Source organism: Actinoallomurus sp. NPDC050550, from assembly GCF_040655075.1.
GTDB lineage: Bacteria > Actinomycetota > Actinomycetes > Streptosporangiales > Streptosporangiaceae > Actinoallomurus.
In genome coordinates this window covers 33,587-59,696 of sequence record NZ_JBFAJC010000010.1, presented here as the reverse complement: position 1 = coordinate 59,696, position 26,110 = coordinate 33,587, and the positions used below count along the sequence as shown (strand labels likewise).

Here is a 26,110-nt window from a genome sequence, read left to right as displayed (position 1 = left end):
GAATCCGATCTTCTCCGGAATGATCGGTAAACGCCGGACGGGCCGTCGGAAGTACTGGTGAAAGGTCACCGACTCAACGAAGGGCAGGGATTCCATGGAGGACTCCGAGGATTCCCGGAAACGCTTCACCGAGCTCTACGACGAGAACTACCGGCGCGTGCTCGGCTACGTGATCACCCGTACCGATCCGCACATGGCCGAGGACATCGTCAGCGAGACGTTCGTCGTCGCGTGGCGCCGCCTGGACCACATCCACGAGCCGGCGCTGCCCTGGCTCATCGGCGTGGCCCGCAACCTGCTGCTCAAGCAGCGGGAAAGCGGCTTCCGGAAACGCGCGCTGGTCGACCGCGTCGCCGCGATGACCACCGATGACGACCTCGTCGCGTGGGACGTAGCGGACCACGTCGTCGAGCGGGACAGCGCTCTGGCGGCCATCGCCGGGATGTCCGAGAACGACCTCGAGGTGCTCTCGCTCGTCATGTGGCACGGCCTCGCCCCGCGCGATGCCGCCAAGGTCGTCGGCTGCTCGAGCGCGGCGTTCTTCGTCCGCCTGCACCGTGCCCGCCGTCGTCTCGCCAAGGCGATCGAGAACGCCCCCGCGTCCCGCACCCGCCCCCGCGCCGCCTCCCGCGTCGCCGACAAGGCCACCCGATGAACCCTGGAGTTCAGATGAACGACAACGCCGACGACATGTTCCGTACGCTCAAGCCCGCCGGTCTGGACACCATGGTCGCCGAGGCGCACGCCCGCCGCCGCGAGCAGGACCTCGCCAAGGCATGGGACGGTAGCGGGTCCGACCGCGTCGTTTCCGTGCCGACCGCGCGACGCCGGATGCCGCGCGTGCTGGTGGCCGGTCTGGCCGCCGGAGCGGTCGCCGCCACCGCCGCGGGCGTCATCGTGGCCACCGACGGTTCGCGAGGCACCGGAGGAAGCCGACCGACCCCGTCGGGGACCGTACGGATCATGGACGCACGGGCCGTGCTCCTGGCCAGTGCCGAGAGCGCCGCCAAGGCGCCCGCGACCACCGGGGCCTACTGGTACACCCGCGAACGCGAGACCTCACTCGTCAGTCCCGCGACGCCCGAGGAGAAGAAGGCGTTCGCCAAGAAGTTCGGCGATAAGAAGCCAGGGCGCCGAGTGCCCTCCTTCCCCCTGAGCGCGTCCGTGAGCAAGACGCAGGACACCTGGTCCGGCCGCAACCGCCACGACCGTACGATCGTCGGCATCGACCCCAAGATCACCTTCTCCACGCCGGCCGATGAGGCCAAGTGGAAGAGCATGAGCCTCCGGGAGAGGCAGCAGTGGGATCTGGATACGAGCGCGAAGCCGCAGGTCAACAACTACGACTTCTCGCGCCTGCGGCTCTCCCTCACCCAACAGGACAAGACGATCGAGGCGTTGGCGAAGCTGCCGTCCGACCCGGCGGCCCTCGAGAGGGTGATGCGCACCTGGTTCAAGCACGAGAACCAGGAGGCGCAACAGCACGACGGCGAGCCGATGGGCGATGACTTCTCCCAATACGTCTTCGGCGAGGCGCAGGACCTGCTGGCCGGGCCGCTGACGCCGGGCGCGAAAGCCGCGCTGTACCGGTTGCTCGCCAAGCAGCCGGGAATCCGATACCTCGGCACGGCCGCCGATCCGATGGGTCGCAAAGGCGCGGTCCTCGCGCTGGGCAGCGGCGGCGATACCGTCCGGCAGGCCAAGAGCGGCGGGGAGATCCGTCTGATCGTCGACTCGAACACGGGGGGGCTCCTCGCTCAGGAGTCCGGGGACCGCAAGGCTCCTTCCCTGACCATGACGTACGAGTCGATGGGCTGGGTGAACAGCCTCGGCGCCCGTCCCTGACCGAACCACGGTTCGCCCGGTACCTCGCTCGGCGAGGTCCCGGGCGAGTCGTCGTTCCAGCGGCGGCGCCCCGGGACCGGCCCGCGCATCGTTGGGCCTGGGACGGTCAGCTCTTCGCGGCGCGGAGGACGTCGGTGATGGCGCCGAGCACGGCGTCGGAGCGCTCCTCGTGCATCCAGCCGTGCCCGGCGTCGTCGAGGACGCGATGCTCGCCGCGAGGGACCGAGGCGGTCAGCTCGGCGTGGATGGTGCGCTTCATCTCGTTGATCTCGCGTAGGAGGTCCCCGGGCCACAGGTGGGCCTGCGTCGGGTCGTGGCCCATGGCGGTGAGCACGATCAGGGGGACGTCGGGCAGGGCGGGCGCGCGTCGCAGTTCGTCGGCGACCTCGGTGTAGAGGTTCTTGTCCTCGTTCCACGCGGTCCGCCACGCGGTGAGGTGGTGTTCGACGAGCGCGTCTCGTACGGAGTCGGGCCAGGCCGCGAAGTGCCGGGCGAGTGCCTCCCGGGAGCTCTGGATCTGCTCGTCGGTCGGCTCCGGCAGGTCCTGGCTCTTCATCTTCTCCAGCATCTTCGGCACCTGCTTCGGCGCGCGGACGAGGAAGTCCTCATGAGTCGGGTCCAGCAGGAGCAGCCCGGCCACCTCGCCGGGGAACCGCTGCGCGTAGTGGCGTGCGTAGGCGCCGCCGAGGGAGTGGCCGACCAGCACGTACGGGGCGGGGACCCCGGCGGCGGGCAGCAGCGCGTGGAGTTCGTCGGTGACCGCGGCGGCCGTACGGGGCAGGCCGACCGGATCGCTCCAGCCGGTGCCCGCCCGGTCGTAGAGCACGCTCGTCGTCAGCTCGGCGACGCGGTCGTGCGTGTTGACGTAGTCCAGGCCGACCAGACCGGCTCCGGGCAGGAAGACCACGGCCGGTCCGCCGGTGCCGGAGCGGTGCAGCATCAGCCGCCGGTCGCCGACGTCGTACAGGCGGCCCAGTGGGGGCTGGGTTTCGGTCATGGGCCACTCCTCAGATCATCATTCTCAATTTTGCGAACAGTATCAGTTCTGAGATTGTGAGGGTATGGACACCGTGGACCTGCTTCTCCACCCGGTGCGGCTCCGCGTCGTGCACGCGATGTCCGGCGGGCGGACGCTCACCACCGCCCAGCTGTGCGAGCTGCTGCCCGACGTTTCGAAGGCCACCGTCTACCGGCACGTCGGTCTGCTGGCCGAGGGAGGCCTCCTCGAGGTCGACGGCGAGCAGCGGGTGCGGGGCGCCGTCGAACGCCGGTACCGGCTGCGCCGCGAGCGAGCGGTCATCGACGCCGAGACGGCCGCGTCCACGTCACGGGAGGACCACCGCCGCGTGTTCGCCGTGGCCATGGCCACCCTGCTGGCCGAGTTCAACGCCTACCTCGACCGCGACGACGCCGACCCGGCCGCCGACCTCGTCGGCTACCGGCAGCACGCCATCTGGCTCAGCCCGGAGGAGCGCGCCGAGATGATCGGCGAGCTGCGCGACGTGATCGTCTCCCGGATGCGGAACGAGCCCTCGCCGGACCGCACCCGCCACCTCCTCAGCCCGATCCTCTTCCCCGCCGAGAGCCCGAGCTGACCCCGGCGGCCAGGGGAGAGAGGCCGTTGGTCCGCGCCACCGTCTCCGTACGGGGGCGACCGGGCCGGTCGGGACCGCCGGAGTAGTGTCGGAGAGTGCGCTTCGCGATCTCCATTCCACAGGCCTTCGGTGACGGCGAGTTCGAACCCGGCGCGTTCCGGGACTTTCTGGCGCGAGCGGAGCAGGTCGGCTTCGACAGCGCGTGGACCCAGGAACAGGTCCTCGGCTCGGCGCCCCGCTTCAGCCCGATCGAGACGATGACGTACGCGGCCGCCTGCACCGAACGCCTCCGGCTCGGCTGCGCGGTGTTCGTCAGCACCCTCCACAACCCGCTGCACCTGGCCAAGAGCCTCAGCACGCTCGACCAGCTGAGCCGAGGTCGGCTGGAGGCCGGCGTCGGCATGGGCGGGCAGCGGGACTTCGCGGCGTTCGGCATCGACCCGGACGGCCTCGTCACCCGCTTCACCGAGGGCGTTCGGCTGATGAAGGCCTGCTGGACCGACCAGAAGATCACCTTCGACGGGCGGTTCTGGCAGGTCGACGGCGCCGCCATGGAGCCGAAACCCGTCCAGAAGCCGCACCCGCCGCTGTGGTTCGGCGGCAGCCACCCCAATGCGCTGCGCCGCGCGGTCCGGTACGGCGACGGCTTCTTCGGCGCGGGCTCCCAGACGACCGAGCGCTTCGCCGAGCAGGTCCGCGTCGTACGCGAGGCCCTCGCGGAGGCGGACCCTCAGCCGAAGGACTTCCGCATCGCCAAACGCGTCTACGTGGCGGTCGACGAAGACACCGGCCGTGCTCGCAAGCGCGTCACCGACGCCCTGAACCGCATGTACGGCCGGTCGGGCGGCGAGGAGCTGACTCCCGTCGCCGTGTACGGTCCGCCGGAGGACTGCGTCCACGGGCTCCGCCAGGTCGCCGACGCGGGCGCCGAGATGATCCTCTTCACCCCGCTCTTCGACGACGCCGAGCAGCTGGAGCGCCTCGCCGCCGAGGTCATGCCTCATTTGTGACCGCATCACCCATCTCGGCACGCACGCGCCGGGCGGTGTCGACTCATGGCGCTGCGAGCGAGTCGAGGAACCAGGCGTTGATCACGCCGTCCAGCCCGGAGGCGACCAGAACGCGACCGTCCGGCGTGAACGAGGCCGTGACCAGAGCGGCAGCGGCCCCCCAGCGGACCCGACCACTGGAGGCGTCGAACAGAACGGCCCGCTCGTCATCGGCGACGAACACCAGCGGCCCGCGATCCGTCCAGGACGCCTTGGCCGCGTAACTGGCGACCGGGGTCGTCGAGTCAATGGTGAGTGCGGGATCGGCCACGGTGACCTGGGAGGTGCTGGTCGGCCCGCCCCGATCCAGAGCGAGCAGACATGCCGTGGGGTGGTCGTCTCCGGCGGCCACCAGACGGGACGCGTCGGGAGAGAACGCCAGCGCGTTGATCGTGGTCAACCCCGATTTCCCGGTGAACAGCGATTCCCCGGACGAAACGTCACGCACGGCGACCTGCCCGGAAGGGCAGGCGTAGGCCACCAGCCGACCAGTGTGATCAAGCGCGACCGGTCCGGTGCCTCCGTCGGCGCGCAGGAGCACCTCGCCGGTGGCCGCCTCGGCCACCAGCACCGCTTGCGTCTCTGTGCTGCCCCCGGCGATCAGCCGCCCGTCGCCGCTCTGACCGACGCGGCCGAAACCGATCTCGTCGGCGGCGTCACCGCCGGTGTCCAGGTCGAGGTGGTAGCGGCGCCGGCCGTCGACGCCATAGACGACCGGTCCCACTCCGCCGCCCAGATCCGCGAAACCCACGGTCACCTGCGAGCCGTCGGAGCTGAACAGTGCGTCCACAGCGGTTGCCTGCTCTGCCGGCGAGGCCACCAACAGGTCGGTCTCGGGATCGCTGGCGGGATTGGTGTCGATGTCAGGATCGGGTCTGAGGAGCAGGACCTCGCCGAGATCGTTGTTGCCGGTCACGCCGGACCCCGCCAGGAGCATGGTGAGGTCGTTCGGGCAGGCCACCGCGCTGACACAGAAGTACTCGCCGACCCGGCACAGCGTGCGGTGAGTGGCCAGCGCATGCCACGGCCGATGATCACCGGCCTGCCGTTGCGCCCACCATCGGTCGGGCATCGCGCGCAACCGATCGGGCCAGGCTCGCAGCCGTGCGGCGATCTCGGCCACGGCGGTTTCGGGCATCCCCTCGACGAGACGGCATATCTCTACCCACGCCTCGTCGCTCGGCCCTGCCTCAAAGGCGACATCCCAGCCAGTCATGGATGATCATGCTGCCACCAAAACACTCGCCCGGTCCGCGTACCTGACGGCACTCGGTCCAGTCGCTGCTGTTCATGGCGCCGAGGACGGGCGGCCGGGCGTTGTGCGGGCCACGGCGAGCACCGGTCCCTCATGCCGCGCTCGCCGTGGCCCTTACCGCGCGACCGGCTTCGGGGGAGGACCCGATCGCCCGGGGCTCGTCATCCGCCGCAGCGGGCCCAGATCGTCTTGCCGTCGCTTCCGCCACATCCACTTCGTCGTCCAGCCGATCACCAAGGCCGACATGACGCGCTTCGATGCAGGCGGGCCGGACTTGCAAACCGCGATGTTCCGCGCCGGCGAACTCCCGGACGAGTCGGAGGTCGAGGCCGTCTGCGCGCGCCTCCGAGACGCCCTCGCCGACCGGGACCGCATCGAGTGAGCGACAGAGACGTCAAGACTGGATGACGCTTCGGCGGGGAAGTCTGCGGCCGAGCCCAAAAATCATACGGCGTAGGTGTTGCGTTTATTTCGATTGTTTCGCATACTGCGACTAGTGGAAGGAGGCGGCTATGGCGGGTGTGCAGGTCAAGCGATCGATCGAGCCCGGAGAGATAGACGCTGAGGTTGCGGCGCGTGCGGTCAGGCGCATCAAGGACTACCTCATGCGGCATCCCGAGCATGAGGCCATCCCGGTCACCGGCGAGCTCGGTGCCGAGGAAGCACTGATCCTTCCCCGCGACGCCGTGAGCCTGCTCGCCTACATCCTCGCCCAGGCGGCCGAGGGCAGGGGCGTGTCGGTGATCCCATCACATGCCGAGCTGACGACTCAGCAGGCAGCGGACCTGCTGAACGTTTCCCGTCCCTTCTTGATCGGGCTCTTGGAAGCGGGGATGATCCGCTATCGGCTGGTGGGAAAACACCGTCGCATCACCGTTGAAGCGCTGATGGAGTACAAGCGGCGTGATGACCAGGAGCGGCGCGCCGCCGCCGATGATCTCGCCGCGCTCGGTCAGGAATTCGGGGCGTGACCATGGCCTTCGTTGTGGTCTACGACGCCAACGTCCTCTACGGGAACACGGTGCGGGATCTTCTCATCCGCGTCGCTCAGGCAGGCGTGGTCCAGGCCAAGCGGACGCACCGGATCCTGGACGAGATGCTTCGGAATCTCGCGACCAACCGTCCTGACATCCCGGCAGAAAAGCTCTCACGGCTGCGGGCTCTCATGAACGCCGCTGTTCGAGACTGCTTAGTCGAAGGCTATGAGCCGTTGATGGAAGGCCTGAAGCTGCCGGATCCGGGCGACCGCCATGTGCTCGCGGCTGCGATCAAGGCAGGTGCCCAAGTCATCGTCACGTCCAATCTCAGGGACTTCCCGCCAGACGAGCTTGCGACCTGGAACGTGGAGGCGAAGTCGCCAGACGACTTCCTGCTCAACCAGATCGACTTGGACGACCGGGTCGTCTGGGCCTGCGTCCAACAGGTCGTGGACTCCCGGGCGAATCCGCCGGAGACGATCGAAGACGTGCTGGGCGCATTGGAGAAGGCCGGTCTCGTAGAGTCTGTGGCCGCGCTCCGCGACGGCCGGTACGGCATCTGACCGAATCAAATATCAGAGCAGGCGATTTCCGAGCCGGCGAAATCCCGGACGAGTCGGAGGTCGAGGCTGGTCTGTGCGCGCCTGCGGGCTCTGTCCGCGGGGTGAGATCGGGGCTCAGTCATCCCGGAACGGACTCGGCAACCGGATCCCGGCCGCCGAGGGCGCTCGCGCGTTAGTCGTCGACGCTCGTCGGCTAGCGCCCGCGGTGGTGGGTGGAACCGTACGGGTCGACGGCGCTTCCCGGGCCGTCCTCGACCACGTTGCCCGCATCGTCCACCAGCGTGTTGCGCCGGGCGACCCGGAGAACGGCGACGACCCGGGTATGGGCGATCTTGTCATGCAGGGCCTGGTGCCGCTGGTCGAACAGCATCCACGCCACGTCGGCGACAAGGCCGACACCGGTCACCGTGAGCCCCAGCATTGCCGCGACCCGGACGAAGGCGGTGCCCGCGCTGATCTCCTCGCCATCCGCCCGGAGCACCTTGGCACCTACCATCATCATGCCCAGCGTCTGGCCCCACAGCGCGAGCGGAACCCAGAACAGGACGAAGACGAACACGACCAGCCCCACGGCCTGCCATACCCTGTCGCCATCGAGGACCTTGAAGGCGATCCAGCTGTACAGCAACGCGCTGTAGAGGGCGTCGAGGAAAGCTCCTGCCAAGCGGTCTGTGCGTTTCGCCGGTCTGAGATGGGACTGTGCCACGCCGAAAGCCTAATATCAGACCGCACTCGACTGCGGATTCTGTTGCGAAAGTGCAGGTCAGAGCCAACTCTGTAGGGTTTCGAAGGTGCTCACCCGCCGGCGGCTGCCGGGTCGCCGAGTCTGCCGGTAGCCGACCCGGCCAGCCCCATCAGGCTTCGGGCCCGATGCGGCGTTGAAACCCGCCGTCACCTGCGAGCCGTCGGGGCTGAACAGTGCGTCCACGGCCGTTGCCTGCTCTGCCGGCGAGGCCACCAACAGGTCGGTCTCGGGATCGCTGGCGGGATTGGTGTCGATGTCAGGATCGGTCGGGCATCGCGCGCAACCGATCGGGCCAGGCTCGCAGCCGTGTAGCGATCTCGGCCACGGCGGTTTCGGGCATCCCCTCGACGAGACGGCATATCTCTACCCACGCCTCGTCGCTCGGCCCTGCCTCAAAGGCGACATCCCAGCCAGTCGGGTCGGCGACGTTGCATGCTACGCCGTGGGAAAGCACCGCCGAATCACCGTTGAGGCGCTGATGGAGTACAAGCGGCGTGACGACCAGGAGCGGCGCGCCTGAACCCATGGCGGCCTGGCCGCGTATGCCCGGGTGATGAAGTCTTCAACAGGAGGTTCTCGATGAAGCTGAGTTTCAAGCGTGGCGCTGCGGTCACCGGCGCCGTGGCTGCGACCGCCGGCGCCCTGCTCATCGCGAGCAGCGGGCTGAACCCCGCGGCCGCGTCGACGATCCCCACTGGTGAGCTTCAGATCTGCGCGCAAGGCAACTATTCGGTGTTCATCTTTCAACAGCCAGCGCCGATCCCGGGCACCAATATGACCACTACGGGCGTGGGCAGTACGGTCATGTCTCCGGGGCACTGCTGGCTGCAGCCGGTCGACACGGCTGGGCAATGGGCGCGAGTCGACGTGACCGGGCTACGTCCGGACGGCTCGCAGTTCTCTCTCGGCAGCCAGTGGTACAACAGCTCGGTGTCCGGCCTGGGCATCGGCGCGGAGGGCTCATGGTCGACGGGCCCGTTCGTGTGGACGTGGTAGCCGGCTCGCGCCCACAATCGCGGGCCGTCGTCGGCCGGTAGAAGTCGGTGTCCTCGGGGAAACTCCGGAGGGCCTGTCGGCCCGCCCACGCGGACGCCCCCGCCCTCACCGATCGGCTGCGGCTCCTTCGCCTACGCCACCCCGTACGTAAGGTCTTCCCGCTCAGGCGTCGGGCCAGATGCGGCGTCTGGCGGGGACGGCCATCAAGTCGCCGACGACGAATTCCCGATCCTGCCAGGCGTACGGCATGAACACCGCGAGTGCGCAGCCCGCCTGGTGCTCGACCTCCATGGCGACGGCGTCGACGGTTCCCGGCGGGGGCTCCGCGGCGCCGTTCCGCCAGTCGGTGGACCTCTGGATCTGCACGTTGACGGGGGCCGTGTCGCCCGGCGACGGCTCCTTCATGCGCACGTAGTAGGCGAGCGTGGCGCAGCGCAGTTCGGCCGCTCGTGCGCGGTAGTCGTCGGCGAGGTGGTGCAGCGTGGCGGCGGTGGCCGTCTCGTCGTACGCGTAGTCGACCTCGTACTGCGCGGCCGTCCGGAGGACCCCGTCGGCGTCCATGACCAGCCCGAACGGATAGAGCATCCGGCCGCCCGGCTCTGGACGGAGGTTGTTCTCGGCGCCTTCGAGAACGGCCGCGAGGCAGGCGTCCATATCCCCTCGGGCCCGGCGAGGCACGGAGCCGTCCATGAGCATGAGGGTCAGCGTCTGCATGGGGTGAGGATACGTGGGTGCGATTTCGCCAGCGGCTCGCCAGGAGGACACGGCCAGAGATCCTACCGACCGTGATGCGTCCGATACGACGGCTTCTCGGAAGCGTGTCTGGTGAGTATGGGTAAACGCCGTTCTCGGCCTTCCTGCGGTGGATGGGCCGTCGCGGCGCTCGTGCGAACTGCGTGATCGAGCTGTTGCTCTGACGGAAGCCACAACCGTGCGTTAGGGTGCAGACCCCCTCTGTTGATCATCTGGGAGTAGTTCCGATCCGTTCTGCATCGCGCAGGTCCTCGACGCCTCCATGGAGGGATCGCGGCCGTACGTGGTCACCGAGTACGTCGATGGTCCCTCGCTGCAGCAGTCGGGACCGCGTGACGGCACGGCGGCCCTCCAGCGGCTCGCCGTCGCCACCGCCACGGCGCTCACGGCCATCCACGACGCGGGAATCGTGCATCGTGATTTCAAGCCGTCCAACGTGCTGCTCGGCCCGGATGGGCCGCGGGTCATCGACTTCGGGATAGCCCGCGATACCGAAGCCCCCCTCACGCTCACCAGCACCATCATGGGCACGCCGGCGTACATGGCTCCCGAGCAGTTCGAGGGGAAGTCCGTCGGCGCGCCCGCCGACGTGTTCGCCTGGGGATCGGTGATGGCCTTCGCGGCCACCGGGCGGCCGCCGTTCGGCGCGGACTCATTCCCGGCGATCATGAATCGGGTCCTCCAGAGCGAACCCGACCTCGGTGATCTCCCGGAGCCGCTGCGCTCCCTCGTGGTGGCCTGCCTGGCCAAGGACCCCGCCCGCAGGCCGACCATGCAGGATGTCATGTTGCGCCTGGTCAGCGCCCGTTCGGCGGCGACCGGACTGCAGCCGGCCGGCACCACCCCACCGCCGCCTGGACCGCAGACACCTCACGCCCCGCCGCAGCCGCCGGTAACCGTCCCGCAGGCGCTCCCGGCATTGATCGGCACCAAGCGCGGGAGCTGCTACACGAAGGGCGGCTACCAGTATGAGATCAATTATCCCAACGCCAAGCACCAGGTTTATGTCGACGGCGACTACATCGACGGCAACAGCGACAGGCACTCGACGGTCGGCCCCGCGACCTTCTGGGGTTCCGGAAACCACGTCGTAAAGGTCTACATGGACGACCTCAACATCGTGAAGAGCGTCTCGTTCACGATGTGCTGACCACAGACCGCGGGCACCGCCCCGTACGGTGCCGCCGTCCGGCCGATCAGCGCTGGAGGTTACCGTCCTTCAGCCAGGAGTCCCAGGAGTAGTTCCAGAACTTCCAGTCGCTGTCGTACGGCTCGTCGACGAACTTTTTGTCCGTGCCGGTGACATTGACGACGTCGCCGCGCTGCGCGATGCCGAAGAAGTACCGCGCGCCGGTCGGTGAGGTGCGGACGCAGCCGTGGCTGGCGTTGCGGACACCGAGGGCGTCGTACTCCTCGCCGGCCTGGTGGATGTACTCGCCGCCGTCGGAAATCCGGACCGCCAGGTGGATGACCTCCTTGTAATACTCCGGGTCGCCGGGCTGGTGTCCCGGCGACACCATCGTCACCGGGTCCTCCTTCTCCTTGGTCAGGTGGATGCCGCTGGTGGTGGTGTACTCCGCTGTGGTGGCCTTGCCCATGCTGATCGGGAAGTTCTTCACGACGCCGTCGTGGTTCACCGTCATGTGGTGCGTCTTACCGTTCGCCACGGTGATGTTCGACGCGCCGATGGAAAAACGCTTGGTCACATCGGTCGTGCCGTACACGCCCTTTGCGGCACGTACGCCGGCCAGGTGTGCGGTGAAGACGACCTTCTGATGCGGCTGCCAGTAGTGGTGGGTGCGGTAGACGACCTGCCGGTCCGACATCCAGTGCCAGGCACCCTCGTCCGCCTTGTCCGACTTCACCTCAAGGGCCTGCTTCACCTGGTCCTTGTTGGCGACCGGACCGTCGAACGTCACAATGATCGGCATTCCGACGCCGACCTTCTCCTCGGCCTGCGGGGTGACGTCGGAGATGGCGATCTTGTTGCCCGCCGGGGCGGTGCGGAACCGGCTCATGACCGCGGTCTCGTGGCCCTTGGAGTTCTTGGCCGTGACCTTCACCTGGTACCAAACTCCCGGCTTGAGCGTCCAGGTGGTCTTCCACGACGTGTTGCCGGTGCTGAACCCGCCTGGCGCCGAGACGCCATCCTCCCGCACGTCGACCTGTTCCAGATGCCCGTTGGAGGCGGAGACCGCGACACCCTCGTCAGGCCGGGCCGTCCGTGTGCCGTCCCCAGGGGTGATCTTGATCGTTGCGTCCGCCGCGACCGATTCCGCCTTATGGCCACCGCCACCGGAGCAAGCCGTCATCGTGGCGACTGTCGCGGCGGCGAGGGCCAGCCCGGCGACCAGCCGCCGATTTCTCATGTCGATCTTCACTCTCTATAAGATGCAGATAAGCCGAAGATGTTCGCAGGGATATGCCCAAGTGTCTCGAAGACCGGACCGAACGCCGCCTTTCCCTGCGGCGTGTCCACGAAGGCCCCCAACACTCCCCACGTCGGCGGCGGTCACTCCCACGCGACGAGGGCCACGTCGGACACGGGTTCGCCGACTCGCTGGTGGGGTCGGTGGTGCTGCTCTCGGGGGCCGGTAGTGTGGGACCGCTATGAAGACGATCGTTCATCTGCTGCGCCACGGTGAGGTGCACAACCCCGAGGGTGTCCTGTACGGGCGGCTGCCGGGCTACCACCTCAGCGACGACGGCCGGCTGATGGCGAAGGCGGCGGCCAAGTGGTTCGACGGGCGTGACATCACCGCGCTCGTGTCCTCCCCGATGGAGCGCGCCCAGGAGACCGCCGAGCCGATCGCCGAGACGCTCGGCCTCGAGGTGGGCACCGACGAGCGGCTGATCGAGGCCGCCAACCACTTCGAGGGCCGCACCTTCGGTGTGGGCGACGGGTCGCTGCGCCGGCCGGAGCACTGGCCGTTCCTCTGGAACCCGTTCCGGCCCTCCTGGGGCGAGCCGTACGCGGAGATCGCCCGGCGGATGCTGGCGGCCATGGCCGACGCGCGTGACGCCGCGCGCGGGCACGAGGCGGTCTGCGTGAGCCACCAGCTGCCGATCTGGGTGACGCGGCGGAAGGTCGAGGGCCGCCGGATGTGGCACAACCCGGCGCGCCGCCAGTGCGGGCTGGCCAGCGTGACGAGCTTCACCTACGACGACGACCGCATCGTCAAGGTCGACTACGCGGAGCCGGCGGGAGACCTGTCCCGCCGCCCCAGTGTGCCCGGCGCCTGAGCCCTCCTGCACAATAGAAACGAGTACTACGCCCTGTAGTAGTAGGAGTGTGCCCGTGACCCCCCGTGCCTTGACCCTTCCGGCGGTGATCCTGCTCGGCGCCGGCGCGCTCGCCGGATGCGCGGGCACCGGATCGGGGCCGAACGGCACCGGCTCCGACTCGCGGTACGTCGCCGGTGACAACTCCAGCCAGATCCTCAAGAGCCGTAAGGCCGCGCCGCAGGTGAAGGGCACCACGCTCGACGGCAAGCCCTTCGACCTCGCGCAGTTCGGCGGCAAGGTCGTCGTCGTCAACTTCTGGGCCTCCTGGTGCGCGCCGTGCCGCGCAGAGGCGCCGACGATGGAGCAGATCTACGAGAAGACCAAGGGCTCGGGCGTGCAGTTCGTCGGCGTGGACATCAAGGACGGCAAGGACAACGCCCAGGCGTTCATCCGCAGCTTCAAGATCACCTACCCGAGTCTGTACGACCAGGCCGGGCAGATCGCGCTCGCCTTCCGCGACATCCCGCCGAACGCCGTGCCCTCCACGCTGATCATCGACCGGCAGGGCAAGGTGGCGGTCCGCGTCATCGGCAGCGTGCCCTACTCCCGCCTCCAGGATCTCGTCACCAAGGTCGCCGCCGAGAAATGAGCACCATCACCAGCGGCTCGCTCGTCATGGCGTTCCCGGTCGCGGCGGCGGCCGGGCTGGTGTCGTTCCTGTCGCCGTGCGTGCTGCCGCTCGTGCCGGGCTACCTGTCGTACGTCACCGGCATGAGCGGCGCGGACCTCGCGGAGCGGAAGCGCGGGCGGCTGCTGCTCGGGGTGGCGCTGTTCGTCCTCGGGTTCACGGTCGTGTTCGTCAGCGCCGGGCTGGCGTTCGGCGGGTTCGGTGCGCTGCTGCAACGGCACGCCGTGGTGATCACGAAGGTGCTGGGCGCCGTCACGATCGTGCTCGGCCTGGCGTTCATGGGCTTCATCCCCGGGCTGCAGCGGACGGTCAAGTCGAGTCGGCTGCCCGCCGCCGGGATCGCCGGGGCGCCGTTGCTGGGCGCCCTGTTCGGCCTGGGCTGGACGCCGTGCATCGGCCCGACCCTGGCGGCCGTCCAGGCGATGGCCTACACCGAGGCGAGCGCGACGCGTGGTGCGCTGCTGTCCTTCGCCTACTGCCTGGGCCTGGGCGTGCCGTTCCTGCTCACCGCCGTCGCGTACCGTAGGGCACTGGGCGCGTTCGGCTGGGTGAAGCGCCACTACCAGGCCGTGACGCGGATCGGCGGCGGCCTGCTCGTCGCGATCGGGGTCCTCCTGGTGACCGGGCTGTGGACCGACCTGACGATCCAACTGCAAGGCTGGGTGTCCGGCTTCAAGACGGTGATCTGATGTTGTTCGACAAGGGGGCCCGCCCGTGAGCGTCGACGCTCCGGAGACCCAGGCCGCGCCACAGGCGCCGAAGGACCGGCCGGCGGGCATCGGCCTGATCGGCTGGCTGCGGTGGGGCTGGCGGCAGCTGACCTCGATGCGCACGGCGCTGGTGCTGCTGTTCCTCGTCGCGCTCGGCACCGTGCCCGGGTCGTTCCTGCCGCAGCGCGGGTCCGCGCCGGAGAACGTCACGACCTTCTTCAGCAACCACAAGACGCTCGCGCCGTGGCTGGACAAGCTGTCGCTGTTCGACGTGTTCTCCGCACCCTGGTTCGCGGCGATCTACATCCTGCTGTTCGTGTCCCTGGCCGGCTGCGTGCTGCCGCGGACCAAGCACCACTACACGCAGCTGCGCTCCCGCCCCCCGAAGGCCCCGCGCAACCTCGGCCGGCTGCCGGAGTCGTCGTCGCATGAGACGGACATCGCGCCGGAGACCGTCCTCGCCGAGGCGCGGAAGATCCTCAAGGAGCGGCGGTTCCGGGTCGACACGTACGACGACGCGATCGCCGCCGAGAAGGGGTACCTCCGCGAGACCGGCAACCTGATCTTCCACCTCGCGCTGCTCGTGCTGCTGTTCGCGGTCGGCTCCGGCGCGGCGTTCGGCTACAAGGGCAACGTCCTGGTGGTCGAGGGCGATGGCTTCTCCAACACGCTCACCTCGTACGACGCGTTCAAGGGCGGTCGCAGCTTCAACTCCGGGACGCTGCCGCCGTTCACGGTGTGGCTGGACTCCTTCAAGGCCGACTACCTATTGAGCGGCCCCAACCGCGGGCAGCCGACGAGCTTCGCGGCGAAGATCCGGTATCAGAAGGGCCTGAAGTCCCCGGTCAAGCCGTACGACCTGAAGGTCAACCACCCGCTCAACGTGGACGGCGCCCGCGTCTACCTCCTGGGCCACGGCTACGCGCCGCAGTTCACCGTCCGCGACGGCAAGGGGCAGGTCGCCTTCCAGGGGGCGGTGCCGTTCCTGCCGACCAACGAGGCGACGTACGCCTCCGAGGGCGTCATCAAGGTGCCGGACGCCCGGCCCGACCAGCTCGGCTTCATCGGGCTGTTCTGGCCCACTGCGGTGCCGAACCAGCAGGGCAAGGTCGTGTCGGCCTTCCCCAAAGCGTTGAACCCGCAGGTGGCGCTGTTCGCCTTCAAGGGCGATCTCGGCCTGTCCAACGGCGCCCCGCAGTCGGTGTACCGGCTCGACACGAAGAACCTCAGGCCCATCCTCATGGGCAACAAGGTCAAGCCGCTGGCCGTCGGCAAGACCCTGCCGTTGCCGGGCGGCGCCGGATCGGTCACCTTCGACGGCCTCAAGCAGTACATCACCATCTCGGTCAACCACGACCCCGGACGGGTCCCCGCGCTCGCCGCCGGCATCGTCGCGATCATGGGCATCGTCACCTCGTTCCTCGTGCGCCGCCGCAGGGTGTGGGTGCGTGCGAAGGCCGACGAGGGCGGGCGTACCGTGGTCGAGGTCGGAGGACTCACGCTCGGCGGCGCGACCCCGGACTTCGACGCCATCGTCGAGCGGCTGAAGAAGGCCGCGCCCGAAGAACCCCCAAAGACGGACGAGGAGTGACGACCGTGGTCGACACCCATCTGGCGAACCTGAGCAACCAGCTGATGCTCGGCGCGGTGCTGCTCTACGTCATCGCCATGGTCGGATACGCCGCCGACATCGCGTTCGGGCGGCGGCGCGCCCTGGCCGCGGCGCCGAGCGAGGCGAAGGTCCTCGTCGGCGCGGGCGGCCCCGACACGACCGACGATGTCCCTGAGGCCGTCACGGACGCCGAGGAGACCGACGAGGACGAGGGCCGCCGGATCGAGTGGGGCCGGTTCGCGATCCTCATCAACGTGCTCGCCTGGGGCGTCCACTGCGCCGAGATCGTCACCCGGGGGATGGCGGCCGACCGCGTGCCCTGGGGCAACATGTACGAGTTCATGTCCGCGATCACGTTCGCGGCCGTGACCGTCTATCTGGTGATGCTCTGGCGCTACAAGATCAACTGGCTGGGCCCGTTCCTCATGGTCGCCGTCGTCATCGCGCTCGGCGTCGCCACGATCTGGCTGTACGACGACCCGGGCCCGCTCCGCCCGGCGCTGCACTCGTACTGGATCGCCATCCACGTCACCGCCGCCGTCACGGCCACGGGCGTCTTCACCGTCGCCGGCGTCGCCACGATCCTCTACCTCGTCAAGGTCCGCGCGAAGCCCGCCAAGCCGGGCGGCATCATGGAGCGGGTCCCGGACGCCGAGACCCTCGACCGCATCTCGCACCGGACCATGATGTTCGGCTTCCCGATCTGGACGTTCGCCATCATCGCCGGCGCGATCTGGGCGGACTCCGCGTGGGGCCGCTACTGGGGCTGGGACCCCAAGGAGACCTGGTCGTTCATCACCTGGGTCGCGTACGCCGGGTACCTGCACGCCCGCGCCACCGCGGGCTGGCGCGGCCGCAAGGCGGCCGTCATCTCCCTGATCGCCTTCGCGTGTCTTCTGTTCAACTTTTTCGGAATCAACTACCTCGTTTCCGGGTTGCACTCCTACGCTGGCTGATTTATTAAGCCCCACTGGCAACTTTTTACCCACGACGTGCGTCAGATGGGTCGTGGGTGAATCTGGGAGGACTCGGGTGGTTAAGAGGCGGTCGACCGTCGGCATGGTGGTGATGGCGGCCCTGCTCGCCGGCGCGTCCGCGTGTTCGGGCAACAGCGAGGCCGGGACGAACGGCAACGGCGGAACGAAGGCCCCCGACGCCCAGGTGCGCGTCACTCCGGCCGACGGCACCGGCTCCGTGCGCCCGGACCAGGGCGTCTCGGTCGCGGCCTCGGGCGGCAAGCTCGAGCAGGTGACGGTGGATCAGAACGGCAAGGCCGTGCCGGGCGACTTCACCCCCGACCACACGCAGTGGAAGACCAAGTGGACGCTCGCGCCCGGCGCGTCGTACACCGTGAACGTCACGGCCAAGAACGCCAAGGGCAAGACCACCACGACCACCAGCAAGTTCCAGACGCAGAAGGCCACGGAGACCTTCAAGGTCACTGATATCACGCCGCAGCCCGGCGAGAAGGTCGGCGTGGGCATGCCGATCATCGTGACGTTCGACAAGCCGATCGCCAACAAGGCGAACGTCGAGCGGGCCCTCGAGGTCAAGTCGGACAAGGGCGACACCGGCGTCTGGCATTGGATGTCGAGTCAGCAGGTCGTCTTCCGCACCCAGAAGTTCTGGGGCTCGCACCAGAACGTCACCTTCACCGCCCACCTGGCCGGCGTCCGCGGCCTCAAGGGCGTGTACGGCACGAAGGACCAGTCGCGGTCCTTCAAGATCGGCGCCTCGAACGTCACCGTCGCCAACTCCAAGACCCACTACATGACGGTCAACCACGACGGCGTCATCAAGAAGTTCCCGATCAGCACGGGCATGGGGACGACGACGGAGTACACCACGACCAGCGGTCTGCACATCACGCAGGAGAAGTCCGAGAGCGTGACGATGGAGTCGCCGAACCGGAAGAAGGGCGACCCGGGCTACTACAAGGAGGTCGTCAACCTCGCGGTCCGGATCACCAACAAGGGTGAGTACGTCCACAAGAGCGTCGGGGAGTACGACGCGCTCGGCCACCGCAACGCCAGCCACGGCTGCGTCCGCACCTCACCGACCGGTGCCCAGTACTTCTACAACATCTCCCAGCGCGGCGACATCGTGAACGTCACCGGCACTGACCGGAAGCTGTCCAACGAGGTCGACTCCAACGGCTGGGTCTTCTGGGCCCTGTCCTGGGACAACTGGGTGAAGGGCAGCGCGCTGCACTGACCCGCCGAGAACGCCTCTCCGACCCCGGCCGCCGTCACCGGCGCCGGGGTCCGGTGTTCTCTAGGAGTCGTCGCCGCGGAGGCGGCGGTCGAGGTGACGGAGGAACTCCGGATCGTCGTCCGGGCCCAGCGGACCGCGCTCGGCCGGGGCCGCTGCCCGGCCCTCACCGCCCGCCGAGGTGAGGAAGTCCGGCGGCCACGCGGTGACATCGGCGGTGACGAATCGGCGGCGCCGACCGAACAGGAGCCAGGCGATCGCACCGAGTTCGAAGCCGAGCAGCACGATGAGGAACCACGCGAACCTCGGCAGGTGCCGGGTTTCGCTCTCATCGGTCGACAGGACCTCGAACAGGCAGAACAGCCAGACGCCGAGTGCGACAAGGACGAGCACGACGGCAAGGACGAGCATGGTCGCAGAGTAACCCGCCGACCTGAATGCCACCCAAAGGGTGGCCGCAACGGGCCGCGGCCCGCCGGCGCCATGACGCGTCGAGATGGCCGCAGCGGGCCGTTGCTTGGGTTGGGGATGACGCGTCCCTGGGGGCTGGCTTACGCTTCCGCCTAGCCGAGCCGAGGGGACGTGTCATGCGTTACCGGGTGAACCGTCGCCAGCAGCTCGACGCACCCGCCGACTCCCGGACCGGGCGTCACCGCCGGAGCAAGGACTCCGCGGGCGACACGGACCGGCTCGAGCGGCCTGTCGCCCGGCCCCGCCGCCTGCAGCCGAGGGACGCGCTCGGCCGGTTCCGTAAGCTCCGCCCCGACGAGGAGCGGCGGCCCGTGGAGCGGAGCGACCGGGCGGCGATCGAGCGGGTGGACACCCCGGTCCCCGAGCGGCCGGACGAACTCCGCTACACCTGGCGGGACTTCGAGCTCGACGAGGAGCTGCCTCGTGCCGCGCCCCATCTGCCTGACACGCCCGACGTACGGGACGGACGACGGCACTGCGGGGCGCTGGAGGACATTCTGTACCGCCAGTGGTACCCCGGCGCCGATCCGGTGTCTCCGGACGTCGTCCGGGCCGTCGACAGCCTCGCCGAGCTGCCCGATCTACTCAAGGACAAGCTGGCCGAAGGACTCAGCGGGATCTACGTCGGCTCCGGAGGCGTCCCGGACCTCGACGACATGGACTACCTCCGGGGCGAGCCGCTTCCGTCGGGCAAAGGGACCTGGGACATCTGCGCCGGAGCGTACGGCGATCGCACGATCGTGGTCGGCGACCGTCCGTCACCTACGCCGGACGTGATGCTTCATGAGATCGGTCATGCTCTCGATGACATCGACGGCGCGGTGACCGAAGACGGCGGCCGACAATGGCAGTCCGACACACCGGAGTTCCGTGCGCTGTACGCCCAATGTCTTCCACACTTGGAGAGTGAGTTTCATCGGCAGGCGGAAGATCTCGGTCGCCACGAGTTCTTCGCGGACGCCTTCGCCGCGATCGCGTCGCGGCAACGGCCCGCGCTTGTCGACATGCTTGGCGGGGATACCCGGACAGCGCTGAATGTAATGCTTTTCTTCAACCGCAAATACGGGATTTAGGTGATCTGCGATGTACGTGATCAGGCTCCCCGGCGGTAACCTGCGGGTGCCCACGAGCGTGTTGGCGCGTGGCCGACAGGCGCACGGTGGCGCGGGGAGCGTGATCGGGCAGGCCTACGTGGAGATCGGCCCGGAGGATCCCGACTACCAGCGGCTTCTCGCCCAGTCGATCTCGGAAGAGGAGATGGCGGAAATACGCCGCCGGTGGCGCGAGGACGATGAGGCGCTGCGCGCCGAATTCGAGGAGTTCAAGGCCAGACAGCCAGAGGAGTGACGGCGAGTCGCGGTCGCCGTCGGTCGCGCGTCTAGCGGCTCAGTTCGCTGCGTACGGAGGCCTCGACCGGCTCCTCGCCCCTCAGTAGGGCGTGCACCTCGGATTCCCGGAAACGGCGGTGGCCGCCCGGGGTCCGGATGCTGCTGATCCGGCCTGCCGCGGCCCAGCGCGTTACAGTTTTCGGGTCGACCCGGAACAGGGCGGCGACCTCACCCGGGGTCAGCAGGCGCTCGCTCGTACTCTCCACGTTTTCTCTCCCCCTTTGTCCCGCTCTCGTCGCGGGTGGACTGTTTCTCAGTCTGCCGTGTCAAGACCGATTTCTCCCTTGTTTTCGGAAAAGATCACGCTACGTAGTTTTGTGACATGCAGTAATGACTACACGTGACCGGCCAGTTTCGAGTTCCGCGGGGCGCTACCCGGCAGACGGCCGGATGGCACCGGTCTTACCGTGAGATGACGGCAGCACGACGGTGGGATGATCACCGCCTCGGGGTGAGATGTCGACCGGTGCGCGGTGACCCGTTCACTCCCCGTAGGGTGATCGATATGCCCGATCTTGTGACTTTGGAGGAGATCGAGGACGCCGCTCGGCGGCTGTCCGGCGTCGCCGTCCGTACCCCCTTGGTGCCGCTTCGTGGTACGGCGCCCTCCGCTCCTCTCCTGCTGAAGGCCGAGTCGCTGCAGCCGGTCGGCTCCTTCAAGCTCCGCGGCGCGTACGCCGCGATCAGCGCGCTGCCCGAGGAGGAGCGGAAGAGCGGCGTCATCGCGCACTCCAGCGGCAACCACGCGCAGGCCGTCGCGTACGCCGCGAACGTCCTCGGCATCCCGGCCGTCCTGGTGATGCCGAACACGGTTCCCGCGGTGAAGGTCGACGCCTGCCGCCTGCTCGGTGCGGAGATCGTCTTCGTCGAGCCGACCATTGAGGCGCGCGTCGAGACGGCCGACCGGCTGGCCGCCGCCCACGGGTACGCGCTCATCCCGCCGTTCGACGACCGCCGGATCATCGCGGGACAGGGCACGATCGGTCTGGAGATCCTCGACGACGAACCCGAGGTGGACGCGGTCTTCGTGCCCATCAGCGGCGGCGGACTGATCTCCGGCATCGCCACGGCGATCAAGGCCAAACGGCCCGAGACCAAGGTCATCGGCGTGGAGCCGGAGCTGGCCGCCGACGCGAAGGCGTCCTTCCTGGCCGGCCAGCGGATCGGCTGGCCGGCCGCCGAGACCGGCCGTACGATCGCCGACGCCCTGCGCGTCGAGCGCATCGGCGAACTGCCGTTCGAGCACCTGCGCGCGCACGTCGACGACATCATCACCGTCGGCGAGGACGAGATCCGGGAGGCGATGCGGCTGCTCGCGCGTCGCGCGGGCCTGGTCGCAGAGCCGGGTGGGGCGGTCGCGACCGCCGGGCACCTCGTGTCGACCGCCTCCCGGGGCCGCCACCACGCGGGCCGCCCCCAGCGTCACGTCGCCATCGTCTCCGGCTGCAACGTCGACCCGAAGCTGTACGCCGAGATCCTCGCGGAGGAGCCGCCCGGAATCGAGTGACGTCTCGTCCCGGGGCCGGTGGCCAGGAGTAATGCGGGTCCGGGTGCCCGGCGGGCCGGGTCCCGGACGGACCTTCGGCGGGTGGGGATACTCTCAGAAGGTCATGCGTTCCGTACTTCTTTACACCCTTGCCCGGCTGGCGCTGTTCGGCGCGACCGCCGGAGTGCTGTTCCTCGTCGGGGCACGTGGCTTCCTGCTGCTCGCGCTGGCGGTCCTGATCAGCGGCATCGTCAGCTTCGTGCTGCTGTCCCGGCAGCGCGACGCTGTCTCGACCTCCGTGACCCGTCGTGCCGCCCGGATGCGGGAGAACCTCGCCGCCGGCGCGGCCCGCGAGGACGACGACGACCCGGAGCCCGCCGCCTCGGCTGAGCCGGGCCCCGCCGAGCGGCGCGAGGACGGCGACCCGGAGCCGGTCACCGGCAGCCGTAAGCCCGCGCCGAACGGCCCGGACGCCGCTTCTTAAGCCCGCTTCCCGCGTAGGGGCCGCGGGCTCCTCAGCGGACGGCGTGGTGGAGGGCGACGGCGCCGAAGGTGAGGTTGCGCCAGCGCACCGAGGTCCAGCCGGCCTCCTGGATCAGCCGGGCGAACCCCGCCTGGTCGTGCCAGGCCGCCGTCGACTCCGCCAGGTAGTGGTAGGAGTCCGGGTTCGAGCTGACCTTGGCCATCAGCGGCAGGCCGACCTTCAGGTGCAGGCCGTGCATGGTCCGGATCACCGGGTTCGGCGGCCGGCTGACCTCGCAGACGACCAGTCGCCCGCCCGGCTTCGTCACCCGGCGCATGTCCGCGAGTGCCTGAACGGTGTCGCTGACGTTACGGATCCCGAACGAGATGGTTACGGCGTCGAACGACGAATCGGCGAACGGCAGCCGCAGCGCGTCTCCGGCAACGAACCGCAGGCCCGCCGAGCCGTTGCGGCGCATGCCCTCCTGCAGCATGCCGAGGGAGAAGTCGCAGGCGACGGTGTGCGCGCCCACCTGCGCGAACGGCACCGAGGAGGTGCCGGTGCCGGCCGCCAGGTCGAGGACCCGCTCACCAGCCCGTACGTCCAGGGCCTTGACGACCTCACGGCGCCACAGCCGGTCCAGGCCGCCGGTCATCAGGTCGTTGAGCAGGTCGTACCGCGCGGCGGTGCGGTCGAACATCGCCGCAACCTCGGCCGGTCGCTTGTCCAGGGATGCGCGAGTCATCGAATGTGCGGCGTGGAGGCTCCGGCCTTCTGACCGGGGTAAAACGCCGCTCCCTCCCTCATCTGTGGGTGCTGGTCGATAGTGTGTTCGCGTGCGGTTTCGGCTTGCTCCGACTGCCGCCCAGGAGGCGGCGTTGTTGGCGCACTGCTCGCACGCCCGGTTTGTATGGAATTTGGCGGTAGAACAGCACCAGCGCTGGCGGCCTGGGCGAGCCAGCGCGCCAGGGTATCTGGAACAGTGCCGTCAACTTACGGAAGCCAGGAAGGAGTTCGACTGGCTGCGAACCGGGTCGCAGACGGTGCAGCAACAAGCGCTGCGGGACTTCGCGCGGGCCATGAGCAACTTCTTCAACGGTACGCATGGGCGTCCGACCTGGCGAAAGCGCCACTGGCATGAGGGATTCCGCATCACCGGGCGGCGTGGCACCCAGTGGGACGTGCGCCGGGTGTCGCGGAAGGTCGGCGAGGTGAAGGTGCCGAAGGTCGGCTGGGTCCGGTTTCGCTGGTCTCGCCGCGTCCCCGACGACGTGAGGTCGTATCGCATCACGCTCGACCCGGCCGGCCGTTGGCACGTCGCCTTCGCTGCGATCCCCCGCCCGATCGACCGGCCGGCTACCAACGAGGCCGTCGGTGTCGACCGTGGTGTGGCGATCTCGGCCGCGCTGTCCACCGGCGAGTTGCTGTCGGTCTGGGGTCTGTCGGTCAAGGAGACCGAACGGTTGGCGCGATTGCAGCGCCGACTTGCCCGGGCGCAGCGCGGGTCGAACCGGCGTGCGCGACTCAAGACCGCCATCGCCCGGCTGAAAGCTTGTGAGACCGACCGACGCAAGGACTGGGTCGAGAAGACCTCCACCACGTTGGCTCGCCGATTCAGTGTGATCAGCGTGGAGGACCTGAAGATCAAGAACATGGTCCGCTCGGCCCGCGGCACGATCGACGCACCAGGAGAGAACGTGCGGGCCAAAGCGGGGTTGAATCGGTCGATCCACGCGGCCGGTTGGGGCTTGCTCGTGTCCCGGCTGGAGCAGAAGGCTCCGCGGCGGGTAGTGCGGGTCAATCCCGCGAACACGTCCATCACCTGCAATGCCTGCTGGCATCGCGCAGCGGAGAACCGCGAGAGCCAAGCGGTCTTTCACTGTCGCGCCTGCGGGCACACCGACCATGCAGACGTGAACGCGGCCAGGAACATCCGAGACATCGCCGTCGGGCGGACGGTGACTGCGCGGGGAGGCCTCGGGGTTGCCCGGCCTGCGAACCGCGAACCTCAACCTGCTCTCTCCTCCCCGTAGACGGGACAGGTTGGAATCCCTCGCCTCCGGACGAGGGAGGACGCCAAGAACGGTAAGCGTACGCAAGCCCTCGGTTAACGCCGCATGCGGGAGGGCGCGTACGATCGGGCCGGGCGCGTGGTTCCCAAGCGATGTCACGCAAGGTTTACACTCACGGTGTAAGGCGCTTGTGAAGCGCTTCACAAAAGAACAAGAGAGCCAGACGCACCCCGGGTCGCACCCGGCTCCACGCAGCCCCGTACGATCCGTCGCGGCATCGCCCCCGACCCGGGGCGGCACAACCGAAACCGTGCACCCGAAGGATTCTCGTGACCGAGCCAGTGGCCGTACCGCAGCAGAACACCGAGACCGAGGCCGACGTCATCGTCGTCGGCGCCGGCCCGGCGGGCTCGACCACGGCCTATCACCTGGCCCAGACGGGCCTGAACGTCCTCCTGCTGGAGAAGACGACGTTCCCGCGCGAGAAGGTGTGCGGTGACGGCCTGACCCCCCGTGCGGTCAAGCAGCTGATCAAGATGGGCGTCGACCTCGACGCTCCCGGCTGGATCCGGAACAAGGGCCTGCGGATCATCGGCGGCGGCACCCGTCTGGAGCTGCCCTGGCCCGACCTGGCGAGCTATCCCGACTACGGCCTGGTCCGCACCCGCATGGACTTCGACGAGATCCTCGCCGAGCGCGCCGTCGCCGCCGGGGTGAAGCTCCGCATGAACACCAACGTGACCGGCCCGGTCCTCGACGACCGCACCGGCCGGATCACCGGCGTCGTCGCCAAGACCGAGGACGGCGAGGTCACGTTCAAGGCGCCGCTCGTCGTCGCCGCCGACGGCAACTCCACCCGGCTGTCGCTCGCCATGGGGCTGCGCAAGCGCGACGACCGGCCGATCGGCGTGGCGGTCCGGCGCTACTACACGAGCCCGCGCCACGACGACGACTACCTCGAGTCCTGGCTGGAGCTGTGGGACGGCGACCGGCTGCTGCCCGGCTACGGCTGGATCTTCGGCGTCGGCGACGGCACTTCCAACGTCGGCCTCGGCCTGCTCAACACGAGCGAGGCGTTCAAGAACGTCGACTACCGCGCCCTCCTGAAGAGCTGGCTCGCCGGCATGCCGGAGGAGTGGGGCTACCAGGAGGACAACGCCACCGGCCCGGTGCGCGGTGCCGCCCTGCCGATGGGCTTCAACCGGACGCCGCACTACACGCGCGGCCTCGTGCTGGTCGGCGACGCCGGCGGGATGATCAACCCGTTCAACGGCGAGGGCATCGCGTACGCGATGGAGTCCGGGGAGATGGCGGCCGAGATCATCGCTCAGGCGCTGGGCCGGCCCACCGCCGCGCAGCGCGAGCGTGCCCTGCACGACTACCCGCGCGTGCTGAAGGAGACCTATGGCGGCTACTACACGATCGGGCGGATCTTCGTGAAGGCGATCGGTGATCCGCGCGTCATGAAGTTCGCGACACGCCACGGCCTGCCGCACCCGACGCTGATGCGGTTCACGCTGAAGCTGCTCGCCAACCTGACGGATCCGCGGGGCGGCGACGCGATGGACCGGGTCATCAACGCGATGTCGAAGATGGCGCCGGCGGCGTGAGACCCCGAGAGAAGAAGTGATGATCGCGTTGCCTAGGATTTTCACAGCGCCGGAGGCGTGTTCGAAGGCACTCACCAAGAGGGGGGTGTAGGGATTTGAACCTCTACGTTCCTATTGTCGTACTGGGCGCACTCGCGCTGCTGTTCGCCGTCGGCTCGGTGGTCATGGGGTCCTTCACGGGGCCCAAGCGCTGGAACCGCGCCCGGCTCGAGGCGTACGAATGCGGTATCGAACCGACACCGCAGCCGGTCGGCGGCGGCCGCTTCCCGGTGAAGTACTACCTGACGGCGATGCTGTTCATCGTCTTCGACATCGAGATCATCTTCCTCTACCCCTGGGCGGTCGCCTTCGACCACATGGGGCTGTTCGGTCTCGTCGAAATGGTGCTCTTCATCGTCACCGTCCTCATCGCGTACGCCTACGTGTGGCGTCGCGGTGGTCTGGAGTGGGACTGAC

31 protein-coding genes are annotated in these 26,110 nt (G+C 68.6%); 23 read left to right on the top strand and 8 right to left on the bottom strand.

All coding sequences use genetic code 11. From position 1 onward, the window contains the following. The first annotated feature begins 94 nt into the window (after positions 1–94). Both AB0I04_RS16180 and AB0I04_RS16175 read left to right on the top strand, forming a co-directional pair. The gene (locus AB0I04_RS16180; RefSeq protein WP_360884741.1) at positions 95–655 is read left to right on the top strand and encodes an RNA polymerase sigma factor; all 561 of its coding nucleotides are present in this window, start codon (positions 95–97) and stop codon (positions 653–655) included. Positions 656–669: 14 nt separating this feature from the next. Beyond that, positions 670–1,845, top strand: coding sequence for a CU044_5270 family protein (locus tag AB0I04_RS16175; RefSeq protein WP_360884738.1), 1,176 nt, complete (start codon positions 670–672; stop codon positions 1,843–1,845). A gap of 106 nt (positions 1,846–1,951) precedes the next feature. On the opposite strand, the gene AB0I04_RS16170 is transcribed toward AB0I04_RS16175, so the two are convergent. Next, a complete protein-coding gene (locus AB0I04_RS16170) occupies positions 1,952–2,842 on the bottom strand; it encodes an alpha/beta hydrolase (protein WP_360884735.1) in 891 nt (296 codons plus the stop codon). 64 nt (positions 2,843–2,906) lie between these two features. On the opposite strand from AB0I04_RS16170, the gene AB0I04_RS16165 reads away from it, so the two are divergent. Both AB0I04_RS16165 and AB0I04_RS16160 read left to right on the top strand, forming a co-directional pair. Beyond that, positions 2,907–3,440: a helix-turn-helix domain-containing protein gene (locus tag AB0I04_RS16165; protein ID WP_360884732.1), complete on the top strand. Its 534-nt coding sequence runs from the start codon at positions 2,907–2,909 to the stop codon at positions 3,438–3,440. A 95-nt stretch (positions 3,441–3,535) separates the two neighbouring features. After that, positions 3,536–4,450, top strand: a complete 915-nt coding sequence (locus AB0I04_RS16160; RefSeq protein WP_360884729.1) for an LLM class flavin-dependent oxidoreductase — start codon at positions 3,536–3,538, stop codon at positions 4,448–4,450. A gap of 43 nt (positions 4,451–4,493) precedes the next feature. Here AB0I04_RS16160 and AB0I04_RS16155 read toward each other — a convergent pair whose 3' ends face one another. After that, the gene (locus AB0I04_RS16155; RefSeq protein WP_360884727.1) at positions 4,494–5,705 is read right to left on the bottom strand and encodes a hypothetical protein; all 1,212 of its coding nucleotides are present in this window, start codon (positions 5,703–5,705) and stop codon (positions 4,494–4,496) included. Between the two features lie 283 nt (positions 5,706–5,988). Here AB0I04_RS16155 and AB0I04_RS16150 point away from each other — a divergent pair, with 283 nt between their 5' ends. The 3 genes from AB0I04_RS16150 to AB0I04_RS16140 all read left to right on the top strand — a co-directional run bounded on the left by AB0I04_RS16150 (position 5,989) and on the right by AB0I04_RS16140 (position 7,284). After that, on the top strand, positions 5,989–6,126 hold the full coding sequence (locus AB0I04_RS16150; protein ID WP_360884724.1) for a hypothetical protein: 138 nt from the start codon (positions 5,989–5,991) through the stop codon (positions 6,124–6,126). Positions 6,127–6,256: 130 nt separating this feature from the next. After that, positions 6,257–6,715 (top strand): excisionase family DNA-binding protein, encoded by a 459-nt coding sequence (locus AB0I04_RS16145; protein WP_360884722.1) that lies wholly within the window; start codon positions 6,257–6,259, stop codon positions 6,713–6,715. Between the two features lie 2 nt (positions 6,716–6,717). Continuing rightward, entirely contained in the window at positions 6,718–7,284 is a 567-nt protein-coding gene (locus tag AB0I04_RS16140; protein ID WP_360885334.1) for a PIN domain-containing protein, read from the top strand. A gap of 193 nt (positions 7,285–7,477) precedes the next feature. Here the strand turns inward: AB0I04_RS16140 and AB0I04_RS16135 are convergent, their stop codons facing one another. Further along, entirely contained in the window at positions 7,478–7,990 is a 513-nt protein-coding gene (locus AB0I04_RS16135) for an RDD family protein (protein WP_360884720.1), read from the bottom strand. 172 nt (positions 7,991–8,162) lie between these two features. On the opposite strand from AB0I04_RS16135, the gene AB0I04_RS16130 reads away from it, so the two are divergent. Then, the gene (locus AB0I04_RS16130) at positions 8,163–8,549 is read left to right on the top strand and encodes a hypothetical protein (protein ID WP_360884717.1); all 387 of its coding nucleotides are present in this window, start codon (positions 8,163–8,165) and stop codon (positions 8,547–8,549) included. 59 nt (positions 8,550–8,608) lie between these two features. Next, positions 8,609–9,025, top strand: a complete 417-nt coding sequence (locus tag AB0I04_RS16125) for a hypothetical protein (protein WP_360884714.1) — start codon at positions 8,609–8,611, stop codon at positions 9,023–9,025. 162 nt (positions 9,026–9,187) lie between these two features. On the opposite strand, the gene AB0I04_RS16120 is transcribed toward AB0I04_RS16125, so the two are convergent. Beyond that, complete coding sequence (locus AB0I04_RS16120; protein ID WP_360884711.1) at positions 9,188–9,739, bottom strand: hypothetical protein; 552 nt, start codon at positions 9,737–9,739, stop codon at positions 9,188–9,190. Between the two features lie 277 nt (positions 9,740–10,016). On the opposite strand from AB0I04_RS16120, the gene AB0I04_RS16115 reads away from it, so the two are divergent. Next, entirely contained in the window at positions 10,017–10,928 is a 912-nt protein-coding gene (locus AB0I04_RS16115; RefSeq protein WP_360885331.1) for a serine/threonine-protein kinase, read from the top strand. Between the two features lie 46 nt (positions 10,929–10,974). Here the strand turns inward: AB0I04_RS16115 and AB0I04_RS16110 are convergent, their stop codons facing one another. Next, entirely contained in the window at positions 10,975–12,159 is a 1,185-nt protein-coding gene (locus tag AB0I04_RS16110; RefSeq protein ID WP_360884708.1) for an Ig-like domain-containing protein, read from the bottom strand. A 229-nt stretch (positions 12,160–12,388) separates the two neighbouring features. On the opposite strand from AB0I04_RS16110, the gene AB0I04_RS16105 reads away from it, so the two are divergent. The 6 genes from AB0I04_RS16105 (at position 12,389) to AB0I04_RS16080 (ending at position 18,227) form a co-directional block, all read left to right on the top strand. Continuing rightward, entirely contained in the window at positions 12,389–13,021 is a 633-nt protein-coding gene (locus AB0I04_RS16105) for a histidine phosphatase family protein (RefSeq protein WP_360884705.1), read from the top strand. A gap of 55 nt (positions 13,022–13,076) precedes the next feature. Next, positions 13,077–13,652 (top strand): TlpA disulfide reductase family protein, encoded by a 576-nt coding sequence (locus tag AB0I04_RS16100; protein ID WP_360884702.1) that lies wholly within the window; start codon positions 13,077–13,079, stop codon positions 13,650–13,652. Further along, positions 13,649–14,380 carry a cytochrome c biogenesis protein CcdA gene (locus tag AB0I04_RS16095; RefSeq protein ID WP_360884699.1) on the top strand — a complete coding sequence of 244 codons (732 nt, stop codon included), beginning with the start codon at positions 13,649–13,651 and terminating at the stop codon, positions 14,378–14,380. Before AB0I04_RS16100 ends, AB0I04_RS16095 begins: the two co-directional genes overlap by 4 nt. Before the next feature lie 25 nt (positions 14,381–14,405). Beyond that, the gene (locus tag AB0I04_RS16090; protein WP_360884696.1) at positions 14,406–15,992 is read left to right on the top strand and encodes a cytochrome c biogenesis protein ResB; all 1,587 of its coding nucleotides are present in this window, start codon (positions 14,406–14,408) and stop codon (positions 15,990–15,992) included. Positions 15,993–15,997: 5 nt separating this feature from the next. Then, entirely contained in the window at positions 15,998–16,969 is a 972-nt protein-coding gene (gene ccsB, locus AB0I04_RS16085; RefSeq protein WP_360884693.1) for a c-type cytochrome biogenesis protein CcsB, read from the top strand. A gap of 76 nt (positions 16,970–17,045) precedes the next feature. Continuing rightward, entirely contained in the window at positions 17,046–18,227 is a 1,182-nt protein-coding gene (locus AB0I04_RS16080) for an Ig-like domain-containing protein (RefSeq protein ID WP_360884690.1), read from the top strand. A gap of 60 nt (positions 18,228–18,287) precedes the next feature. On the opposite strand, the gene AB0I04_RS16075 is transcribed toward AB0I04_RS16080, so the two are convergent. Continuing rightward, entirely contained in the window at positions 18,288–18,635 is a 348-nt protein-coding gene (locus AB0I04_RS16075; protein ID WP_360884687.1) for a PLD nuclease N-terminal domain-containing protein, read from the bottom strand. Positions 18,636–18,811: 176 nt separating this feature from the next. On the opposite strand from AB0I04_RS16075, the gene AB0I04_RS16070 reads away from it, so the two are divergent. Both AB0I04_RS16070 and AB0I04_RS16065 read left to right on the top strand, forming a co-directional pair. Beyond that, positions 18,812–19,768, top strand: a complete 957-nt coding sequence (locus AB0I04_RS16070) for a hypothetical protein (protein WP_360884684.1) — start codon at positions 18,812–18,814, stop codon at positions 19,766–19,768. A gap of 10 nt (positions 19,769–19,778) precedes the next feature. Continuing rightward, the gene (locus AB0I04_RS16065) at positions 19,779–20,042 is read left to right on the top strand and encodes a hypothetical protein (RefSeq protein WP_360884682.1); all 264 of its coding nucleotides are present in this window, start codon (positions 19,779–19,781) and stop codon (positions 20,040–20,042) included. 31 nt (positions 20,043–20,073) lie between these two features. On the opposite strand, the gene AB0I04_RS16060 is transcribed toward AB0I04_RS16065, so the two are convergent. Then, positions 20,074–20,289, bottom strand: a complete 216-nt coding sequence (locus AB0I04_RS16060) for a BldC family transcriptional regulator (protein WP_252840677.1) — start codon at positions 20,287–20,289, stop codon at positions 20,074–20,076. 299 nt (positions 20,290–20,588) lie between these two features. Here AB0I04_RS16060 and AB0I04_RS16055 point away from each other — a divergent pair, with 299 nt between their 5' ends. Beyond that, positions 20,589–21,590 carry a threonine/serine dehydratase gene (locus AB0I04_RS16055; protein ID WP_360884678.1) on the top strand — a complete coding sequence of 334 codons (1,002 nt, stop codon included), beginning with the start codon at positions 20,589–20,591 and terminating at the stop codon, positions 21,588–21,590. Positions 21,591–21,693: 103 nt separating this feature from the next. Next, positions 21,694–22,053, top strand: a complete 360-nt coding sequence (locus AB0I04_RS16050; RefSeq protein WP_360884675.1) for a DUF4229 domain-containing protein — start codon at positions 21,694–21,696, stop codon at positions 22,051–22,053. A 31-nt stretch (positions 22,054–22,084) separates the two neighbouring features. Here the strand turns inward: AB0I04_RS16050 and AB0I04_RS16045 are convergent, their stop codons facing one another. After that, positions 22,085–22,777, bottom strand: a complete 693-nt coding sequence (locus AB0I04_RS16045) for a demethylmenaquinone methyltransferase (RefSeq protein WP_360884672.1) — start codon at positions 22,775–22,777, stop codon at positions 22,085–22,087. A 91-nt stretch (positions 22,778–22,868) separates the two neighbouring features. On the opposite strand from AB0I04_RS16045, the gene AB0I04_RS16040 reads away from it, so the two are divergent. From AB0I04_RS16040 to AB0I04_RS16030, 3 genes are all read left to right on the top strand, one after another. Continuing rightward, the gene (locus tag AB0I04_RS16040; protein ID WP_360884669.1) at positions 22,869–24,065 is read left to right on the top strand and encodes a transposase; all 1,197 of its coding nucleotides are present in this window, start codon (positions 22,869–22,871) and stop codon (positions 24,063–24,065) included. Positions 24,066–24,373: 308 nt separating this feature from the next. Then, on the top strand, positions 24,374–25,654 hold the full coding sequence (locus tag AB0I04_RS16035; protein ID WP_360884666.1) for a geranylgeranyl reductase family protein: 1,281 nt from the start codon (positions 24,374–24,376) through the stop codon (positions 25,652–25,654). Between the two features lie 95 nt (positions 25,655–25,749). Next, positions 25,750–26,109 (top strand): NADH-quinone oxidoreductase subunit A, encoded by a 360-nt coding sequence (locus tag AB0I04_RS16030; RefSeq protein ID WP_345352310.1) that lies wholly within the window; start codon positions 25,750–25,752, stop codon positions 26,107–26,109. The last annotated feature ends 1 nt before the right edge of the window (position 26,110 follow it).

Coding starts and splice junctions, on each gene's coding strand:
- AB0I04_RS16180 (WP_360884741.1), top strand. CDS start 95: ATGGAGGACTCCGAGGATTCCCGGAAACGCTTCACCGAGCTCTACGAC.
- AB0I04_RS16175 (WP_360884738.1), top strand. CDS start 670: ATGAACGACAACGCCGACGACATGTTCCGTACGCTCAAGCCCGCCGGT.
- AB0I04_RS16170 (WP_360884735.1), bottom strand. CDS start 2,842: ATGACCGAAACCCAGCCCCCACTGGGCCGCCTGTACGACGTCGGCGAC.
- AB0I04_RS16165 (WP_360884732.1), top strand. CDS start 2,907: ATGGACACCGTGGACCTGCTTCTCCACCCGGTGCGGCTCCGCGTCGTG.
- AB0I04_RS16155 (WP_360884727.1), bottom strand. CDS start 5,705: ATGACTGGCTGGGATGTCGCCTTTGAGGCAGGGCCGAGCGACGAGGCG.
- AB0I04_RS16150 (WP_360884724.1), top strand. CDS start 5,989: ATGACGCGCTTCGATGCAGGCGGGCCGGACTTGCAAACCGCGATGTTC.
- AB0I04_RS16145 (WP_360884722.1), top strand. CDS start 6,257: ATGGCGGGTGTGCAGGTCAAGCGATCGATCGAGCCCGGAGAGATAGAC.
- AB0I04_RS16140 (WP_360885334.1), top strand. CDS start 6,718: ATGGCCTTCGTTGTGGTCTACGACGCCAACGTCCTCTACGGGAACACG.
- AB0I04_RS16125 (WP_360884714.1), top strand. CDS start 8,609: ATGAAGCTGAGTTTCAAGCGTGGCGCTGCGGTCACCGGCGCCGTGGCT.
- AB0I04_RS16120 (WP_360884711.1), bottom strand. CDS start 9,739: ATGCAGACGCTGACCCTCATGCTCATGGACGGCTCCGTGCCTCGCCGG.
- AB0I04_RS16105 (WP_360884705.1), top strand. CDS start 12,389: ATGAAGACGATCGTTCATCTGCTGCGCCACGGTGAGGTGCACAACCCC.
- AB0I04_RS16095 (WP_360884699.1), top strand. CDS start 13,649: ATGAGCACCATCACCAGCGGCTCGCTCGTCATGGCGTTCCCGGTCGCG.
- AB0I04_RS16075 (WP_360884687.1), bottom strand. CDS start 18,635: ATGCTCGTCCTTGCCGTCGTGCTCGTCCTTGTCGCACTCGGCGTCTGG.
- AB0I04_RS16070 (WP_360884684.1), top strand. CDS start 18,812: ATGCGTTACCGGGTGAACCGTCGCCAGCAGCTCGACGCACCCGCCGAC.
- AB0I04_RS16065 (WP_360884682.1), top strand. CDS start 19,779: ATGTACGTGATCAGGCTCCCCGGCGGTAACCTGCGGGTGCCCACGAGC.
- AB0I04_RS16055 (WP_360884678.1), top strand. CDS start 20,589: ATGCCCGATCTTGTGACTTTGGAGGAGATCGAGGACGCCGCTCGGCGG.
- AB0I04_RS16050 (WP_360884675.1), top strand. CDS start 21,694: ATGCGTTCCGTACTTCTTTACACCCTTGCCCGGCTGGCGCTGTTCGGC.
- AB0I04_RS16045 (WP_360884672.1), bottom strand. CDS start 22,777: ATGACTCGCGCATCCCTGGACAAGCGACCGGCCGAGGTTGCGGCGATG.